Source organism: Flavobacterium hungaricum (assembly GCF_015182285.1).
GTDB classification, from domain to species: Bacteria; Bacteroidota; Bacteroidia; order Flavobacteriales; family Flavobacteriaceae; genus Flavobacterium; species Flavobacterium hungaricum.
On record NZ_PRDM01000004.1, the window covers coordinates 568,338 to 587,204 of the forward strand.

Consider the following 18,867-nt stretch of genomic DNA (forward strand, 5'->3'; position numbering starts at 1 on the left):
AAAAATAAAACTCAATATAAAACTCCCAAACTTAACCACAACCACTAAAAAAGTCCTAAATGCACGAAAAAATTAGCTTAAAAGAAAAAATAGGTTACGGCCTAGGCGACGCAGCTTCTTCAATGTTTTGGAAAATCTTCAGCATGTACCTGTTGTTTTTCTATACAGATGTTTTCGGAATTGCACCTGCCGTAGTAGGAACCATGTTTTTGATTACTCGAATCTGGGATTCCTGCTTTGATCCTATTGTTGGAATTTTAGCCGATAGAACCCGCAGTAAATGGGGAAAATTTAGACCTTATTTACTTTGGGTCGCCATTCCCTTTGCAATCATAGGTGTCTTAACTTTTTATACCCCCGATTTTGATGAGAAAGGAAAAATAATATATGCTTATGTTACCTATTCGTTGATGATGATGATTTATTCTTTAATCAATGTTCCCTACGCTTCTCTTCTTGGTGTAATGTCTTCTGACAGAAAAGAACGCAATACACTTTCGTCTTATCGAATGGTTTTTGCATTTGGAGGAAGTTTATTAGCACTTTGGTTAATTGAACCTTTGGTAAATTATTTTGGAGGCAGTTTAAACTCAAAAACAGGCTGGCTGGCTACAATTGCAATTTTCGGAATAATTACCACTGTTTTCTTTTGGGCTTGTTTTCTATTCACCAAAGAAAGAGTAAAACCAATCGGCGATGAACAAAATAACTTAAAAGAAGATTTAAAAGATCTTTTGAAAAACAAACCTTGGTGGATTTTACTTGGAGCCGGAATTGGCGCTTTGGTCTTCAACTCCATTCGTGACGGCGCTGCAGTTTACTACTTTAAATATTATGTAAGCAGTACCGTAAATTTTGATTTTTCACTTTTCGGAACCGATTTTCACATGACTCCTACTTCTATTTATTTGGTTTTAGGACAAGCTGCAAATATTATCGGAGTAATCATTGCTACGCCAATTGCAAATAAAATTGGCAAAAAGAAAACATTCTTTGGAGCAATGGCTTTGGCTGCCGTTTTGAGTCTTATTTTCTATTTATTCGGAAAAGAAGATGTCTTTTTAATTATGAGTTTTCAGGTTTTAATCAGTATTTGTGCTGGCTGCGTTTTCCCATTAATCTGGTCTATGTATGCCGACAGCGCCGATTATTCGGAATGGAAACAAGGACGTCGCGCAACGGGATTGGTTTTCTCAGCCTCATCAATGTCCCAAAAATTCGGCTGGACAATCGGCGGCGCGGGAGCGGGATGGCTTTTGGGTTATTTCGGATTTCAAGCCAATGTTGAACAAACCGCTTTTACCCAGAACGGAATTCAGTTAATGCTGAGTATTCTTCCAGCCATTGCCGCGGTAGTATCCGTTTTATTCATTTTGTTTTACCCTTTATCAGAAGAAAAACTGCAGATTATCGAACAAGATTTAAACCATCAGAGAGACCAAATCAATTAAAATATACAGATAAAGAAATCAATTTATGACAACAATAACCTCTTCGGCCACTTTTTTAGATAGAAAAAAGGCATTAGAAAAAGAACATACATCGCTGATCGAACAAAAAAACGAACCCGTGCAGATTGCTGGAAACGGTATTTATGAACGTTATAAAAATCCCGTAGTAACCGCAGCACATATTCCGCTAAACTGGCGTTTTGATTTTAACGAAAATACCAATCCGTTTTTGCAGGAGAGAATCGGAATCAATGCTGCTTTTAACGCAGGTGCCATGAAATGGAACGGAAAATATTTACTAGCAGTTCGTGTGGAAGGAATTGACAGAAAATCATTTTTTGCCATAGCCGAAAGTCCAAACGGTATTGATAATTTCCAGTTTTGGGAAAAACCGTGCGTGATTCCACAAACCGAAGAACCAGATACCAACGTTTACGATATGCGCTTAATAAATCACGAAGACGGATTTGTTTACGGCATTTTCTGCACCGAAAGAAAAGATCCAAAAGCCCCAAAAGGCGACACCAGTTCGGCTGTAGCCAATGCAGGAATCGTTCGTTCTAAGGATTTAGTAAACTGGGAAAGACTTCCTGATTTGATTTCGAATACAGGGCAGCAGCGAAACGTAGTCCTGCATCCAGAATTTGTAAATGGAAAATATGCTTTGTACACACGCCCGCAAGACGGATTTATTGATGTAGGCTCTGGAGGCGGTATTGGTTTAGGATATGTAGAAGATATGGCTAATCCTGTTGTAAAAGACGAAAAAATCATTTTTGGCAAACAATACCACACCATTTACGAATTAAAAAATGGATTGGGTCCTGCTCCTATAAAAACCGAAAAAGGCTGGCTGCATCTGGCACATGGTGTTCGTAACACTGCGGCAGGACTGCGCTATACCTTATACTTGTTTATGACCGATTTAAATGATATTACAAAAGTAACACACGTTCCGGCCGGACATTTTATGGGTCCAGAAGGTATCGAAAGAGTTGGAGATGTGTCTAATGTATTGTTCTCAAACGGATGGATTGAGGATGAAAACGGAACGGTTTACATTTATTATGCTTCTTCAGACACCAGAATGCACGTTGCTGTTTCTTCTGTCGAAAAACTAATCGATTATGTGACCCATACACCGGCAGACACTTTTATTTCTGCAGGTTCTGTAAAAACTATTATTAATCAAATCGAAAAAAATAACGCCATTTAATCGTGCCACTAAAATTAAAGCTTTTAAAATCAGAATTGACTGCAGAGCTGGAAGCCATTTTAAAATATTGGTCGCAGCATACTGTCGATAAACAAAATGGCGGTTTTGTCGGACAGATTGATTTTGAAGATCATATTATTGCAAATTCAGAAAAAGGTTCGGTTTTAAACGCCAGAATTCTCTGGACTTTTTCTGCCAGTTACAAAACCACTAAAAACGAAAGCCACAAAAAACTGGCAGAAAGAGCATTTGATTTTCTAATTTCTAATTTTTATGACACCACTTTTGGCGGTCTCTTTTGGAGCATCAATGAGGATAAAACTCCAAAAGACACTAAAAATCAAATCTATGCTCTAGCATTTGCGATTTACGGATTATCCGAATATTATAGTATTTCTAAAGATGAAAAAGCTTTAGAAACTGCTAAAAATTTATACGCAAAAATTGAGGAACATAGTTTTGATTCTGTAAACAAAGGTTACCTAGAAGCTTTTACAAGAGATTGGAAACCTATTGAAGATCTTCGTCTAAGCGAAAAAGATGCCAACGAAAAAAAAACCATGAACACGCATCTTCATATTATTGAAGCGTATGCGAATTTGTTTAAGGTTTGGAAAGACAAGACGCTTCAAAATACGATGATCGAGCTTCTTGAAACAATCGAAAAGCATTTTATCAATACCCAAACAGGTCATTTTCGTTTGTTTTTTGATGAAAATTGGAATGAAAAACCCGATGTGATTTCATACGGACACGATATCGAAGCTGCGTGGCTTTTACAGCAATGTGCCGAAATTTCCGGAAACGAAGCTTTAACAGCCCGGTATAAAAAATATGCAGTTCAGGTTGCAGATGCCACAAAAGAAGGTTTAGACATTGACGGCGGTTTGTGGTATGAATTTAATCCAGAAAAAAAACAGCTCATTGCAGAAAAACATTGGTGGCCTCAGGCAGAAGCGCTGATTGGTTTTTATAATGCGTATCAAATAACCGGAGACGAAAATTATCTGACTATTGTTTATGAAAACTGGAAATTCATTAAAAAGCACATTCTCGACAAACAAAATGGAGAATGGTTTTGGGGAGTTTACAGCGATTATTCTACTATTCAAAAAGATAAAGCCGGATTCTGGAAATGCCCGTATCATAATGCCCGCGCTTGTCTGGAATTAATAGAGCGTATTCAAGATTAATTAAGTGTTTTTTTGAATATTTGTAATTAAAAATAACAATTATGAAACAGCTTCTTTTTTTAAGTGTATTATTTCTAACTACAATAGCCAACGCACAAACCAACCTGATTAAAAACGGCGGTTTTGAATCTGATTTTATTGATTGGCGCGGCGAAGAAAATGCGATGACTTCTCCTTACGACAAGAAATCAGGAAAAAACAGTGCTAATATTAATCAGTTTGTAGGTGCAGAATGGAAAGCACTGGATCAGGTTATTACGATCCCGAAAAATACTTTTGCAGTAGAATGCAGTGTCTGGATGAAAGCCGACGAAATCGAAGAGCAAAAAGAACCTTACAAAGCCGGCGTGGTAATTCTCGAATTTACAGATGCAGGCGACAAACAGATTAGCACCGAAAATATCGCTCAGGCAAAAGGCACCACAGAATGGATCTATTATAAAAAAATTATAAAAGTTCCTGCCGATGCCAAAACTATAAGAATCATGCTGGCTCTGGCACAAACAAACGGAACCGTCTTTTTTGATGATGCAAAAATAATTGCGCTTAACGAAGCTGAATACTTAAAACTAACTAACTAACTAACTAACTAACTAACTAACTAACTAACTAACTAACTAACTAACTAACTAACTAACTAACTACCGAAACCAAATAAACCAAAAATGAAAAACCCTCTTTTTAAAATAATCTATCTGAGTTTCTCAGTACTTTTTCTCATTGGCTGTTCTTCAGAAAATGAGTCTAAAGACGAGGTGATCGTAGATCCGCCAACGCAGGAAGATCCTTTGACTGCTGCAAATGCAGCGTCTTATATGGTTGATGCCAGTGCTGCAAAAGAAACTGTTGCTTTATTTTATAATTTAAAAAGACTGGCAAAAACCAAAACTGCTATCGGCCAGCAAGATGCTTTTAATAGTTTTTATCAAGATGCAGGCGGCGAATCGGACATCAAAAAAAACACCGGTTTTGATCCTGCTGTGTTAGGTTCTGATTTTATGTTTATTACTGATAAAAACAATAACGAACAAAGCAATAACTGGTTTTATCAGCAGGAACAAAAAATAATTTCTGATGTTAAAGCCGCTTACGCGAAAGGCATAATCAACACTTTCAGCTGGCATTTGAGAGAACCCAATAACGAAGATTCATTTTACGCTGCCGATATGACGGCTGCTCAAAAATCAACTGCATTTAGAAGTATTTTACCTGGCGGCGCTAACAATGAATGGTACAAGAAAAAATTGGATAAAGTAGCCCGTGTCGTATCAAACTTAAAAGGTACAAACGGCGAATTGATTCCGATCATTTTCAGACCTTTTCACGAATTTGACGGAAGCTGGTTTTGGTGGGGAGCCGATTTCTGCACTCCCGATGAATACAAAAAAGCCTATCAGTTTACGGTAGATTATTTAAAAAATACAAAAGGCGTTCACAACATCTTATATGCTTTTTCTCCTGATAACTCCTACACAACAGAAACGGCCTATTTAAGTCGTTATCCAGGCGATCAATATGTTGACATCATCGGAATGGACAATTACGGTGACTTCAATAATCAAGGACAAACCGGTGCAGACAAAGCCAACGCCAAACTTAAAATCCTTTCTGATTACGCTAAAGCGAAAGTAAAAATCGCAGCCTTAACCGAAACAGGTTATCGGGTTACAACGACAACTCCCGCTATTACCGATTGGTTTTCAACTTTATTGTACAGTGCCTTGACTAAAAACGATATACAAATCAGTTATGTAATGTTTTGGAATAATAACAAAGACGGATATTATGTTCCTAACAGTACAGCTGCAAATGCCGCAGATTTTAAAACCTACAGTTCTAAATCAAAATCTACTTTGGTGAATGGACTGCCAAAGATGTATGAAATGCCTAAGTAGTTTTTTGTTTCAGGTTTGAAATTGTTTCAAGTTTCAGGTTTCAAGTTTCAAGTTTCTGGAATCTTGTTAATTTCGGCGGAGAACCGAATGATAAAAAAAAGGCAAAACAAACCTTTACAGGAGACTTAATACAGATTAGAAAATTCAACGAGCGAATTATATAACTGACAGGTTTTGAAAATCTGTTAGAATAACCAACGTCTTAAAACCGTAGAGCCCTAGCCCTGATAGAAGCGGCATCCTTTTGTGTCTCGTTTTTTAACGAGACACAAAAGATAGAGCGGATAGCAGGAAACAGCTCCTAAAAAATAATATCATGAAAAATAGATTTCTAAAAACCCTTTCATTAGCCTTGATTTTATCAACGATTGCCTGTACCGCACAGGAAAAAATCACGGTTAAAGGACAAGAATTTTACAAAGGCGACAAACCTTACGCTTACATTGGTACGAATTATTGGTACGGAAGCATGCTGGCGTCTAAAAAAATTGGTGATCGTAAAAGGCTGATTCGCGAATTGGATTTGATGAAGAAAAACGGAATTGACAATTTACGTATTTTGGTTGGTGCTGATGGCGGAAAATATGATTTTACCGTTCGCCCGGCACTGCAATACGAACAGGGAAAATACGATGAAGATTTATTGGACGGTTTGGATTTTTTAATCAGCGAAATGAGCAAACGTAATATGTACGCAGTTTTGTATCTCACCAATAATTGGGAATGGTCTGGTGGAATGTCGCAATATCTGGAGTGGAATGGCAAAGGTCCTGTTCCTGTGCCGGCGATTCCACCCAATACTTGGCCGCAGTTTATGTCGTACACAGAACAGTTTCACAGCTGTGAGCCGTGTATGGAAGCTCTAAACAATCATGTTAAGTTTATTATCGGAAGAACCAATGTTTATTCTAAAAAGAAATACAACGAAGACAATACTATTATGGCGTGGCAGGTTGGCAATGAACCGCGACTGTTTACAGTTGAAAACGAAGTGAAATTCACAAAATGGCTCAATTCTATTGTGGATTTAATTGACAGTTTAGATAAAAATCATTTGGTTTCTACAGGTTCTGAAGGAAAAAACAGTTCGAACGACAACATGGAAATCTTTGAAAGAACGCATCAAAATCCCAATATTGATTATCTAACGATGCACATTTGGCCTAAAAACTGGAACTGGTTTAAAGCCGATAATGCAGCTGCTACGATGCCAAAAACAATCGAAAATGCTGGAAAATATATTGACGATCACATTAAAGTTGCCAACAACTTAAAAAGACCTATTATTATTGAAGAATTTGGGCTTCCGAGAGAGAATGAAAATTTAAATGGAGGCGCGCCTTCGGTTTTTCGTGATCAGTTTTACAATTACATTTTCGGACGTGTTCTCGAAAGTCATAAAAATGGAGGACCTTTGCAGGCAGCAAATTTCTGGGGTTACGGCGGCGAAGGAAAAGCAATTCATCCTGACGGAAAATGGAATCCAGGTGAACCACTTACAACAGATCCTCCGCAAGAACCTCAAGGTTTGAACTCTGTTTTTAATGGTGATAAATCTACTCTTGAAATCGTTAAGAAATACAATCTAGAATTGAAGCAATAAAAAAATTATTCATTCCGTTTTCTGTTGAGACGCACCTCAGTGCGTCTTATGTGCAACGAATATTTGCAACGTAAACTGGACGTAGACGCACAGTTGTCCATCTCTACAGAAAAAAAATCAAAAATTGATGAAAAACGCTATAACAATATTCCTGCTTTTATTTTTCTTAAACCTATGTTTTTCACAAAAGAAACAGGATTTTATTTTGAAATCTCCTGATAGAAAAACCGAAGTAAAAATCAATGTTGATGATAAAATCAGCTGGACAATCTCGCATGAAAAAGATTTGATTTTGGCTCCATCTGAAATGTCTTTGACTTTGGATCAAAATGAAGTTTTAGGCAAAAATCCTGTAGTTCTAAATTCGAAAAATGAAAGTGTAAATAGTTCATTTGAAACGCCGTTATACAAAAAGAAATCAGTTAAAAATAATTACAATCAGCTTACTATAAACTTTAAAAATGATTTCTCTATCGAATATCGTGTTTTTGATGACGGCGCTGCGTATCGATTTATAACGAAAAAGAAAAAAGACATTACCGTTAAATGGGAAAATGTCACCTTAAATTTTGATCACGATTATGCTACTTTAATGCCATATGTTCGTGATTTAAGAAACCCGAAAGACCAATACATTTCTTCTTTTGAAGCACATTATGAAAACAAAAAAATCAGCGAATTTGCAAAAGATACTTTGGCCTTTCTGCCTTTTTTAGTTGATTATAAAAATCATAAAAAAGCGGTTTTCTTAGAAGCGAATCTGGAAGATTATCCGGGATTATTTGTTACGAATAATAAAAACAAATCGGGTTTTGAATCTCGTTTTTCTAAATATCCGACAAAAGAAACCAATGGCGGTTTTAACAACATTAACAGATTAATTTATGAAAGGGCCGACTATTTGGTCAAAACCAAAGGCACCAGAAGTTTTCCGTGGAGGGCGATTGTTATTGCAGAAAACGATGCTGCCTTAACAAATAATGACATGGTTCAGAAATTGGCAGAACCATCTAAAATAAAAGATATTTCGTGGATAAAGCCCGGAAAAGTAGCTTGGGACTGGTGGAACGACTGGAATATTTACAACATTGATTTTAAAGCTGGAATCAATACGCAGACTTATAAATATTATATTGATTTTGCCTCTAAAAATAAGATCGAATATGTGGTTCTGGACGAAGGCTGGAGTTTGGAAGAAGACATTATGAAACACAACCCCAATGTTGATCTCGAAGCCTTGATCGCATACGGAAAAGAAAAAAATGTAGGTCTTATTTTGTGGAGCTCATGGATGGCGCTGACCAAAAATACAGATGGAATTTTAAAAAACTATGCCGATTTAGGAATCAAAGGTTTTAAAGTAGATTTCTTAGATCGCGACGATGCCAAAATGGTAAATTCGGTTTATGATATTGCGCAAAAAGCGACCAATCATAAATTGATTTTGGATTTCCACGGTATGTACAAACCAACCGGAATTCAGAGAACGTATCCAAATATTTTAAATTTTGAGGGTGTAAAAGGTTTAGAAAACAATAAATGGACACCAAATGACGATGTACCGTTATACGATTGCACCATTCCCTTTATCAGAATGTTGGCCGGCCCAATGGATTATACGCCCGGTGCAATGCGAAATGCCGCCAAAAGCGAATTCAAACCTAGTCATTCCACTCCAATGAGTCAGGGAACGAGATGCCACCAATTAGCATTGTACACGATTTTTGAAGCTCCTTTACAAATGATGGCCGACAGTCCAACCGCTTTTATGAAGGAGCAGGAAAGCACTGATTTTATTGCTAAAGTTCCGACCACTTTTGATGAAACAGTTTCCCTAAATGGTGAAGTTGGAAAATTCGTTTCCATTGCGCGAAAAAAAGATAATATTTGGTATTTGGGCGCCATTACAAATTGGGATTCCAGAGAAATTACCATTGATTTTTCTTTCCTAGAAAAAGGTAAAAAATTCCAAGCTGAGATTTTCTCTGATGGTTTAAATGCAGATAAAGCCGCAACCGATTATAAAAAAGAAATTGTAACCGTTGATTCCACAACAAAATTGACGTATCGATTAGCAAGCGGCGGCGGATTGGCAATGATTATTAAATAAAAAATGGGACAAATTGTCCCATTTTTTATTTTAGATCCCGTATCTTATGTAGAGGCGCACAGCTGTGCGTCTTATGCGTAAAGAATATACTGGACGTAGACGCACTGCGGTGCGTCTCTACAATCATGCACATTCACAATCAATAATCAACAATTAATAATTAAGATAATATCTTCTCAATCGCATTCAATTCATCATGCGAGAACTCCGTATTTTCTAGACAATCAATATTATTACACAATTGTTTTACCGAACTTGCTCCTATTAAAACCGATGTAATTCGTTTATCTTTCTGCAGCCAAGCCAAAGCCAATTGTGCCAAAGACTGATTTCTGTTTTTTGCAATTTCATTCAATTGAACTAATTTCTGAATGCGTTCTTCCGTCACTTCATTTTCTTTCAAATGCCCGTTTGGGTTATGCGCTCTGGAGTTTTCTGGAATTCCGTTTAGGTATTTATCCGTTAAAAGTCCTTGTGCCAAAGGTGAAAAAGCAATACACCCCACTCCTTTTTCTTCTAAAACATCCAATAAACCATTCTCAACCCAGCGTTCCAGCATCGAATATTTTGCCTGATGAATCAAACACGGCGTTCCCAATTGTTTTAAAACATCAACCGCAACTCTGGTCTGCTCCGCCGAATAATTACTAATTCCAACGTACAACGCTTTTCCGCTTCTAACAGCGTGATCCAATGCCATCATTGTTTCTTCAATCGGCGTTTCGGGATCTGGGCGGTGCGAATAAAAAATATCAACATAATCAATGCTCATTCGCTTCAAACTCTGATCTAAACTTGACAACAAATATTTTCTCGAACCCCAATCTCCATAAGGTCCGTCCCACATGGTATAACCGGCTTTTGTAGAAATTACGATTTCATCACGAAGGTTGCCCTGAAAATTATGCCATAATATTTTACCAAAATTTTCCTCAGCAGACCCTGGGACCGGTCCGTAATTATTCGCCAGATCAAAATGGGTAATTCCTTTATCAAAAGCTTCTACGGCAATACTTTCGGCATTATCAAAATTATCTACAGAACCAAAGTTATGCCATAATCCTAAGGAAATTTCAGGTAACAGCAACCCGCTTTTTCCGCATCTGTTGTATTTCATTATTTTAATTTAGGGATTGGAGTTTTTATAGATTTTAAAAATACAAAAAACTCTCGAAGTTTTGCCACGAAGACACTAAGACACAAAGATTTTTATCCAAAAATGAAATCGCCACGAATTCAAGAATTTTTAAACAATAAATTCGTGAATTCGTGGCGGAAATATGCTGTAATAATTAAAAATTTACTATGAATTGCGTCCAGCTTTAGCTGGATGGATATGTAATACATTGAAGAGGCTTTAGCCGAACTATCAAAGTTCGGCTAAAGCCTCTTCAATTCAAATCTTTTTCCCCTAGCTAAAGCTAGGGGCTATTCAAAAAAAACAATTCCCTTTGCTTCTTTGAACCTTTGCTTCTTTGAACCTTTGAACCTCAAAAAACCCTACTCTTTAATCTCAAAACCACCCTGCAAACCTTTATCAGAACTTCCTCCTACCATAATTTTAAAAGTTCCCGGTTCTACTAAATAATTCCCTTCGTTATCATAAAAACCAAGTTCCTTATCCGTTAAAGTAAAGTTTACTGTTTTCGTTTCTCCTTTTTTAAGATTAATTAATTCAAAACCTTTTAATTCTTTTATTGGGCGAATGATACTTGCAAATTCATCATGAATATACAATTGGACTACTTCTTTCCCGTCATAATTTCCTGTGTTGGTCACTTCTACTGAAACAGAAACTTTTTCACCTTTTGCCAAAGACGTTTTATTTAATTTCAGATTTTTATACTTGAAAGTCGTATAACTCAAACCAAAACCAAACGGAAATTGAGGCGTTTTCTCCACATCCATGTAATGCGACCAGAAAACATTTTTATCACTGTCAGTTGGTCTTCCTGTGCTGTACTTGTTATAATAAATTGGCACCTGACCTACATTTCTAGGAAACGACATTGGCAGTTTCCCACTCGGATTGTAATCTCCGTACAAAACCTGCGCAACAGCATTTCCAGCCTGAGTTCCTAAATGCCACGCTTCGACAATTGCCGGAACATTTTCTGCGGCCCACGGAATACTCAACGGACGGCCGTTATTTAAAACCAAAACTACATTTGGGTTTACTTTATAAATTTCCTCCAATAATTCCTGCTGCAAGCCCGGAAGATTCAAATCGGTTCTACTTCTTCCTTCACCGCTTTGGAAACCATATTCACCTAAAACCATTACCACAACATCAGCATTTTTTGCGGCTATTTTTGCGGCTTCAAATCCACTTTTATCTGTGGTGTTAAAAACCGTTTCAGTCAAGAAAGTCGCTTTTTGTTTCAATAAATCAACTCCTTTTTCAAAAACTAGTTGATTGTCTTTGTATTGCTGCATTCCTTCTAAAACTGAAACTGCAGTATTATCATCTGCGGCAATTCTCCAGCTTCCCAACGGACTATTTTTATCATTTGCCAAAGCACCGATTAAAGCAATTTTTTGTCCCGATTTTTTAAGCGGAAGCAAATTCTTTTCGTTCTTCAACAAAACAATAGATTTCTTCGCCATATCTAGAACGCCTTCGTTATTGGCCTTGCTTCCCACAACTGCTTTCTCGCGTTTTTCATCGCAATATCTGTACGGATCATCAAATAATCCCAATTCAAATTTTACACGAAGAATTCTGCGAACAGCATCATCAACCAAAGCTTCTTTTACCTTTCCAGATTGTACCAAATCAACCAATTTTGCCACATACAAATACGATTCCATATCCATATCCGAACCAGCGATTACAGCTTTTGCAGTGGCATCTGCTTCGTCTTTGGCGTATCCGTGCGCGATCATTTCGCGAATCGAAGCATAATCCGAAATCACAAATCCATCAAACTTCCATTTTCCTTTCAAAATATCTCTTTGCAAAAAGGAACTTCCCGTTGCTGGAACGCCGTTTAACGTATTAAAAGAATTCATAAACGTACGAACTCCCGCTTCTACAGTCGCTTCAAAAGGCGGCAGAACCGAGTTGTACAATTTGGAATTGCTGATGTCCACAATATTATATTCTAATCCAGCTTCCACATAACCGTAAGCTGCAAAATGTTTCGCACAAGCCGCAATCGTATTTACTTTTTGAAGATCGGCAATCGTTTCTCCCTGAAAACCTTTTACTCTCGCATAACCAATTTTACTGCCCAAATAGGGGTCTTCTCCCGCACCTTCCATCACACGCCCCCAGCGCGCATCGTTTGCTACGTCTACGTTTGGTCCAAAAGTCCAGTTTATTCCAGATGCCGAAGCTTCATCTGCCGCAATCGCCGCCGATTTTTTAATCGCTTCCAGATCCCAGCTTGCCGCTTCTGCCAGCGGAATCGGGCTTAACGTTTTATAGCCATGTATTACATCAAAACCAATAATTAGCGGAATTCCCAAACGAGTTTCTTCAACCGCAATTTTCTGTACGGCACGAACTTCTTTTACGCCTCGAACCGTCAGCATCGAGCCAACCAATCCTTTTCTTAAATGTTCGTATTTTAATTCGGCCGTTCCGCCTTTTGGAGCCGGTCCTGTTACATCCCAAAAACCGTTGTATTGGTTCATCTGCCCTACTTTTTCTTCTAAAGTCATTAACGGCAAAAGCAAATCAATTCTTTGCTCGATAGTTTTGTTTTTATCCAAATACGGCTTTTTCTGTGCATTCATATTTCCAACAGTAAACAGGGACAAAACCCCAATAATAATTATTTTTTTATTTTTCATGGTTAGTTTTTTAGATGCTATCCCTAGCCTTCGGGACTAAGATGCTGAGATTCTAAGATTACTTTGGGCGTGACCCGCCAAAAAAGGCGGGTCGGGCTTTCGGCTTTATCTTTTGTTCCGTTTCTCTTCACAAAAGGATACCGCCTCAATCCCTCACGCAAATCGTTTTCAAAAGAGACAATCTTGTCATTTCGATCCTGAGGCTTCGAGAGAGAAATCTTCGCAAGAAACTCCGCAAACAAAAATATTCACTTTATAAAGCTTCGACTTCTCAGCCTGACAAACGCAGACAAGAATCAGTGTTAATCTGTTCAATCAGTAAAATCCGTGAGCAAAAAAATCTAAAATCCTGACATAAAACACGAAGCCGGCAGATTCGCTTTATTAAACAAATCGGACTGAATTGTATTTCCCCACGCAAATCTCACTTTTACAGGATTCGAAACTTTTTTACTAACTAAAATCACTTCATTATTTTTTATTGAAGCTTCGGCTGGATAGAAAACTCCATCAGCACCCGCTGCTTCAAACTGATTTGATTTTTTATCCTTAAAATACAAACCCTCAGCATAATCAAAAGAAACTATAACTTTGTTTTTCTCAATTTTAATGTCTTTAAAAAGCGGCCCATTTACCAAAGCTGCATGCGTTTTATAAGTATTTGCCAAAGCTAAATTTGCAAGGCGGATTCCAACCGATTTTTTATTTTTTGGATGAATGTCAATCGTATCCGAAACATCGCTGATTACCACCATTCCAGCATTATTAATTTCTTTCAATAATTTACGCTGCGAATCTCTGACGGTCACATTAGAAAAATTATTGCTTCCCGTTTTGTACGGCGCAATTTGTACGTAATAAAAAGGGAAATCTTCTTGCCATTCTTTTCGCCAAGAAGTAATTAAGGCTCCAAGAGTTTTATCATAAACCAAAGACCCCACATTCGATTCGCCTTGATACCAAAGCGTTCCTGCAATTTTAAAACCAACGATCGGATGAATCATGGCATTGTAAGCACGTCCGGGCTGACGCGGTCCATATTCCTGTTCGTTAAGTTTTTTGGCATTTTCTAATAACAAAGGATCGCTGTTAACTACCTCCTCTGAGATCCAGATTTCTGCAGGAGTACCGCCCCAGTTGGAAGAAATTAATCCTATTGGAACATTTTTTAAATCTTCGCGCAGACGTTTGGCAAAAAAGTAACCAATTGCACTAAAGTATTTCATGGTTTCTGGAGTCGATTCTGTCCAGTTTCCTAATAAATTATTTTGCGGCGTTACTGCGGTAAGTTTCGGAACAGTAAAAAATCGAATGTTCGAATTCGCAGCATTTTTCATTTCCTCTTCACCATTATCAATTCCCCAGCTTGCAGACATTTCCATATTAGATTGTCCAGAACAAAGCCAGACTTCGCCTATTAGAATGTTTTTTAAAACTACTTCATTATAACCTTTTATCGAAATTGTAAAAGGCCCTCCTGCTTCGGGAGTTTTAACCGTTAGTTCCCATTTTGCCTGATTATTAGCTATCGTTTTATATTCCTGATTGTTCCAGCTCGAAATCAGTTTTATTTCTTCTTTTGGATTTGCCCAGCCCCAGATTTTTACTTCGGAGTTGCGCTGTAAAACCATATTATCGCCAAAAATATTCGGAAGAGCCACGTTTGCCATAATAGTACTGGAAATCAATAAAAAGAAAACAAACTTAAAAATATTATTTTTCATTTAGTAACTTCTTTAAAAATGGAGCATATTCATCTGCCAAAACTTTATGATCTTCAACATCCGGATGACCGCTGCATCCTTTTGGGGTCATCGGTTTGAATTTAAAAATCTGAATTTCTTTATGCGTTTTATCTTTCGCGAAAGCGTCTTTTACTTTCTTCAAACATTCATCAAATACAACTCCTCTTTCACCGCCAACCATTGGGCTGTTGGTAATTACAATCTGTGCATTCGGATTATGTTTGTATAGCATTTTAATAAAATTGATATAATTCGAAACATACTTTTCCGGGTTAAAAGGCAGGCGTTCTTTTTTTCCGTCTCCACCAGAAAAATCATTTGTTCCTAAAGCAATACTGATAATATCAGGCTGAAAAGCAAAATCATATTTAGGTTTTGAGTTGTCTTTTGTTAAATACAAATTGGAATAAACATCGGGCATTATGCCTTCATCTTTATTTTCGTCGTTCCAATTGCGGTACATTCCAATTCCAGAAACGCAGCTCATCAAATAATCAGTTCCAAGTTCTCTCGAAATTCTAGGTCCGTAAGCATAATAACTGTTATGATGATCCATATATTCGCCTTTATCACAAGGAACATCAGACGGATCACTTGCTGCGCCACAGGTTATAGAATCTCCAATAAATTCGATTTTCTTTTTCTTTTTAGATGAAATTGAAGTCAGTTTTGCAGTTGTTCCTGCGAATAAAATTCCACCGCTGTGGGCTTCTGTATTTTTATAGATTTCTAAATGATGTTCTTTTTTGCTTTCTGTAACCTTAATTGGAAAAGACTGCACAGCTCCTTTTTCAATTCTTATTTTCCCAATATACTTATCGTCTAAAACCAATGAAACATAATTATGATGCTCATAAGAATCAATACTTTGCAATGCAATTGAACATTCGTTTCCAGTAAAATTGAACGAAACTGATGCTGCAGTTCCTATCAGAACAACTTGATCATTGGGTAATTTTTCAATTCGTCCCTCATAAAGAAAACGATTCTGACTTTGTGAATTCGAAAAAATCGAAAACAGCAAAAACAGAATTAAAAGCACATATTTTTTGATAAACATAATTTATTTGTTAAAATATAAATGAGATTCACAAATATATCTGAAATCAATTACACAGAAAGATACTAAAATGTCAAAATGCAATAAAAAAACACCACATAAACACATCAAAGCAGCAATTCGAAATATTAATTCATACAATAGATAAGATTCAATTCTTTTTATATTGATACTAAGAACCTATCTTTAGCGTTTAAACATTTTTATACCTTAATAAATGAGATCAATTCTATATCTTTTCCTGCCATTTCTTCTGTTTTCCTCTTTTTCTTTAAAAAAAGAAGAAAAGCACATCTCATTTCAAAATAAGATTATTCAAAAAGAAATTGATCGTGATGCTATCATTGAATATGCTAAAAAATATTTGGGAACTCCTTACTTATACGCCGGCAGTAATCCAGAAAAAGGTTTTGACTGTTCGGGTTTTGTAAGTTATGTTTTTAAAAATTTTGGATTGAATTTACCCAGAAGTTCGAGCGGGTATAAAAATTTAGGAAAGGCTTTAAAACCAGAAGATTTTAAAGTGGGAGATATTTTAGTTTTTTATGGATACAAAGACCGAACTGTTATTGGTCATTTGGGAATTATTTGTGAAGCCAACGGAATGCAGTCCAAATTTATTCATGCTTCATCTGGAAAAGCACAGCAAGTTACTATAACAGCTCTAGATACAGAACATTATACCAAACGCTTTTATAAGTGCATTGGTGTTTTATCGGAATAATTTTTTAACACAAATTATTTTAAACACAAATTTCACAAATTAGCATAAATTTATTTTTGCCAAAGATTAAAAGGATTTCCACAGATTAATTTTTTCCGCAAATCGTAAATCAGAGTGATTTTTGGCCACGAATTCTCGAATTTTCTTTTGTATAGAATGAATAATATTCTTACCGCAAATTTCACAAATTAGCACAAATTTAAATGCCAAAGATTAAAAGGATTTCTACAGATTAATTTTTTCTGCAAATCGTAAATCAGAGTGATTTTTTGCCACGAATTCTTGAATTTTCTTTTTTATAGATGAATAATATTCTTACCGCAAATTTCACAAATCAGCACAAATTTAAATGCCACAGATTAAAACGATTAATCTGTGGCATATTTAAATTGATATAAAATTAAAATTTGCGCTAATTTGTGGCAAAAAAATAAATTCTTTGCTAAAAAAAATTATTCCTCTGTCAAAAGTTTAATCAAACTTTCGTCTCTGCTGTAAATATCTTTATAGAAATTTAAATTCCCATCGCGATCGACCCAAGCGGTAAAATAGCCTATATAAACTGGAACTTTCTTTTTTAAAGTATACCAGCTTTCTTTTCCGGCATGCATTGCTTTATCAATTCTGGCAGGATTCCAAGACGGATCTGGTTTTAATAATTCGATTGCTAATTCTCTTGGTTTTGCCACACGTACGCAGCCATGACTAAAAGCTCTGCTTTCTCTTTCGAACAAACTTTTTGAAGGTGTATCGTGCAGGTAAATATTACTCGAATTTGGAAATAAAAATTTCACTAATCCTAATGAATTGTTTTTCCCCGGAAGCTGACGCACTGCGCCGTTATTCCATTCCAAATTTTTCTGTGCCAGATAGTTTTTATTTTTTTCCATTCCGGGTTTGATCTCGCTTTTGATAATACTTGGCGGCACATTCCAATACGGACTAAAAACTATATTATTCATCATACCACTGAAAATAACTGTTTTATTCATTGTTTTTCCGACAACCACTGCTGAAGTAAAAGCAATTTTTCCGTCTTCGATCAGATACAATTTAAACTCTGGAATATTAACTTCAATGTATTTTTTTCCCTTTTCCAAATCAGGATCAATCCACCTGCAGCGTTCCATATTAGCAATAATGGTTTTAATACGATCCGAAACTGGAATATTCAAATCGTCAATATGCTCTTTTAGAATGGTGTTTTTTGGCGCATAGCCGTGACGGATTTCGTAGTTCTTAATGGCTTTAATTAAAGTTGTATCGCAAATGGCACTTTTGCTATCTTCTTTAATGTCTTTGGTCACAAAAAGTCTTTCTCTGATTTGTGCTACAGCATTGGAAGAATCTCCAAGTTTTAGACCTTTATACTCTTCGCCAATTTCGATAGTTTTCCAGCCGCCATTTTTTTCTATTTCTCTATATTCTTTAAGAGCTTCACGCAGTTTATAATACTGGCTGAACATCTTTTTCTTTTTATCATCACGAATAGTTGATTTTTTAAAAATAGAATCAGACAAAACTTGGTAATTCAGCTTTTTTCTCGGCAAAAGCCATTCTAACGAAATACTTGTTTTTTCGTCAAATCCCATATATACTTTTTCAGCGTAATAATAATAGAGATTTGAAATCAGTAAATCAGTATCTTCTTTTGATAATTTGACCGCTGTATTGTTTTCAAAAACCGAACTTAATTGTTCTTTATAAGGATAATTTGCTTTTAAGCCTTCCTGATCTAAGTTTTTGTATTGATTGAATAAGGTATTTCCAAATTCTACAACTCCTTTATTATCCTGCCACAATTGGGTCGATTTATTTTTTTGATATAATGAAGTTACATCGTTTTTAAATTTGGCCAGTTTGGGATAACTTTCATAAAATGAAGCAATACGAACACTGTCGATTGTGAGTTTTAATTCTGGAATTTCAACTTTTTTAATTGAATTTTCATCTTTTTTGTCTGCTTTCGAATTACACGAAAAAACAACAAAAAACAGTATTGCAATAAGAGGCGAATACCAAATTTTCATAGCTTATAATTTTCATTAAAAGTAGAAAAAATTCTGTTAAAT

At 36.2% G+C, this 18,867-nt stretch carries 13 protein-coding genes; 8 read left to right on the forward strand and 5 right to left on the reverse strand.

All coding sequences use genetic code 11. From position 1 onward, the window contains the following. Nucleotides 1-59: 59 nt before the first annotated feature. From C4F50_RS18700 to C4F50_RS18730, 7 genes are all read left to right on the forward strand, one after another. Nucleotides 60-1,451, forward strand: a complete 1,392-nt coding sequence (locus tag C4F50_RS18700; RefSeq protein WP_194140169.1) for an MFS transporter — start codon at nt 60-62, stop codon at nt 1,449-1,451. Nucleotides 1,452-1,476: 25 nt separating this feature from the next. After that, nucleotides 1,477-2,667 carry a glycoside hydrolase family 130 protein gene (locus C4F50_RS18705; RefSeq protein WP_194140170.1) on the forward strand — a complete coding sequence of 397 codons (1,191 nt, stop codon included), beginning with the start codon at nt 1,477-1,479 and terminating at the stop codon, nt 2,665-2,667. 2 nt (nt 2,668-2,669) lie between these two features. Beyond that, the gene (locus C4F50_RS18710) at nt 2,670-3,860 is read left to right on the forward strand and encodes an AGE family epimerase/isomerase (protein WP_194140171.1); all 1,191 of its coding nucleotides are present in this window, start codon (nt 2,670-2,672) and stop codon (nt 3,858-3,860) included. 41 nt (nt 3,861-3,901) lie between these two features. After that, nucleotides 3,902-4,441: a carbohydrate binding domain-containing protein gene (locus C4F50_RS18715; RefSeq protein WP_194140172.1), complete on the forward strand. Its 540-nt coding sequence runs from the start codon at nt 3,902-3,904 to the stop codon at nt 4,439-4,441. A gap of 84 nt (nt 4,442-4,525) precedes the next feature. Then, nucleotides 4,526-5,755 (forward strand): glycosyl hydrolase, encoded by a 1,230-nt coding sequence (locus C4F50_RS18720; RefSeq protein ID WP_194140173.1) that lies wholly within the window; start codon nt 4,526-4,528, stop codon nt 5,753-5,755. A 316-nt stretch (nt 5,756-6,071) separates the two neighbouring features. Then, complete coding sequence (locus C4F50_RS18725; RefSeq protein WP_194140174.1) at nt 6,072-7,358, forward strand: glycoside hydrolase 5 family protein; 1,287 nt, start codon at nt 6,072-6,074, stop codon at nt 7,356-7,358. Between the two features lie 127 nt (nt 7,359-7,485). Continuing rightward, nucleotides 7,486-9,468: a retaining alpha-galactosidase gene (locus C4F50_RS18730; protein ID WP_194140175.1), complete on the forward strand. Its 1,983-nt coding sequence runs from the start codon at nt 7,486-7,488 to the stop codon at nt 9,466-9,468. A 160-nt stretch (nt 9,469-9,628) separates the two neighbouring features. Here the strand turns inward: C4F50_RS18730 and mgrA are convergent, their stop codons facing one another. The 4 genes from mgrA to C4F50_RS18750 form a co-directional block, all read right to left on the reverse strand. After that, nucleotides 9,629-10,585: an L-glyceraldehyde 3-phosphate reductase gene (gene mgrA / locus C4F50_RS18735; protein ID WP_194140176.1), complete on the reverse strand. Its 957-nt coding sequence runs from the start codon at nt 10,583-10,585 to the stop codon at nt 9,629-9,631. 383 nt (nt 10,586-10,968) lie between these two features. Beyond that, the gene (gene bglX / locus C4F50_RS18740) at nt 10,969-13,266 is read right to left on the reverse strand and encodes a beta-glucosidase BglX (RefSeq protein WP_194140177.1); all 2,298 of its coding nucleotides are present in this window, start codon (nt 13,264-13,266) and stop codon (nt 10,969-10,971) included. A 341-nt stretch (nt 13,267-13,607) separates the two neighbouring features. After that, the gene (locus tag C4F50_RS18745; protein ID WP_194140178.1) at nt 13,608-14,990 is read right to left on the reverse strand and encodes a sialate O-acetylesterase; all 1,383 of its coding nucleotides are present in this window, start codon (nt 14,988-14,990) and stop codon (nt 13,608-13,610) included. Then, a complete protein-coding gene (locus C4F50_RS18750) occupies nt 14,980-16,071 on the reverse strand; it encodes an SGNH/GDSL hydrolase family protein (RefSeq protein WP_194140179.1) in 1,092 nt (363 codons plus the stop codon). Before C4F50_RS18750 ends, C4F50_RS18745 begins: the two co-directional genes overlap by 11 nt. Nucleotides 16,072-16,288: 217 nt before the next feature. On the opposite strand from C4F50_RS18750, the gene C4F50_RS18755 reads away from it, so the two are divergent. Then, nucleotides 16,289-16,795 carry a C40 family peptidase gene (locus tag C4F50_RS18755; RefSeq protein WP_194140180.1) on the forward strand — a complete coding sequence of 169 codons (507 nt, stop codon included), beginning with the start codon at nt 16,289-16,291 and terminating at the stop codon, nt 16,793-16,795. Nucleotides 16,796-17,247: 452 nt separating this feature from the next. Here the strand turns inward: C4F50_RS18755 and C4F50_RS18760 are convergent, their stop codons facing one another. Beyond that, the gene (locus C4F50_RS18760; protein WP_194140181.1) at nt 17,248-18,825 is read right to left on the reverse strand and encodes a L,D-transpeptidase family protein; all 1,578 of its coding nucleotides are present in this window, start codon (nt 18,823-18,825) and stop codon (nt 17,248-17,250) included. Between the last annotated feature and the right edge of the window lie 42 nt (nt 18,826-18,867).

Coding starts and splice junctions, on each gene's coding strand:
- C4F50_RS18745 (WP_194140178.1), bottom strand. CDS start 14,990: ATGAAAAATAATATTTTTAAGTTTGTTTTCTTTTTATTGATTTCCAGT.
- C4F50_RS18705 (WP_194140170.1), top strand. CDS start 1,477: ATGACAACAATAACCTCTTCGGCCACTTTTTTAGATAGAAAAAAGGCA.
- C4F50_RS18730 (WP_194140175.1), top strand. CDS start 7,486: ATGAAAAACGCTATAACAATATTCCTGCTTTTATTTTTCTTAAACCTA.
- C4F50_RS18715 (WP_194140172.1), top strand. CDS start 3,902: ATGAAACAGCTTCTTTTTTTAAGTGTATTATTTCTAACTACAATAGCC.
- mgrA (WP_194140176.1), bottom strand. CDS start 10,585: ATGAAATACAACAGATGCGGAAAAAGCGGGTTGCTGTTACCTGAAATT.
- bglX (WP_194140177.1), bottom strand. CDS start 13,266: ATGAAAAATAAAAAAATAATTATTATTGGGGTTTTGTCCCTGTTTACT.
- C4F50_RS18700 (WP_194140169.1), top strand. CDS start 60: ATGCACGAAAAAATTAGCTTAAAAGAAAAAATAGGTTACGGCCTAGGC.
- C4F50_RS18720 (WP_194140173.1), top strand. CDS start 4,526: ATGAAAAACCCTCTTTTTAAAATAATCTATCTGAGTTTCTCAGTACTT.
- C4F50_RS18755 (WP_194140180.1), top strand. CDS start 16,289: ATGAGATCAATTCTATATCTTTTCCTGCCATTTCTTCTGTTTTCCTCT.
- C4F50_RS18750 (WP_194140179.1), bottom strand. CDS start 16,071: ATGTTTATCAAAAAATATGTGCTTTTAATTCTGTTTTTGCTGTTTTCG.
- C4F50_RS18760 (WP_194140181.1), bottom strand. CDS start 18,825: ATGAAAATTTGGTATTCGCCTCTTATTGCAATACTGTTTTTTGTTGTT.
- C4F50_RS18725 (WP_194140174.1), top strand. CDS start 6,072: ATGAAAAATAGATTTCTAAAAACCCTTTCATTAGCCTTGATTTTATCA.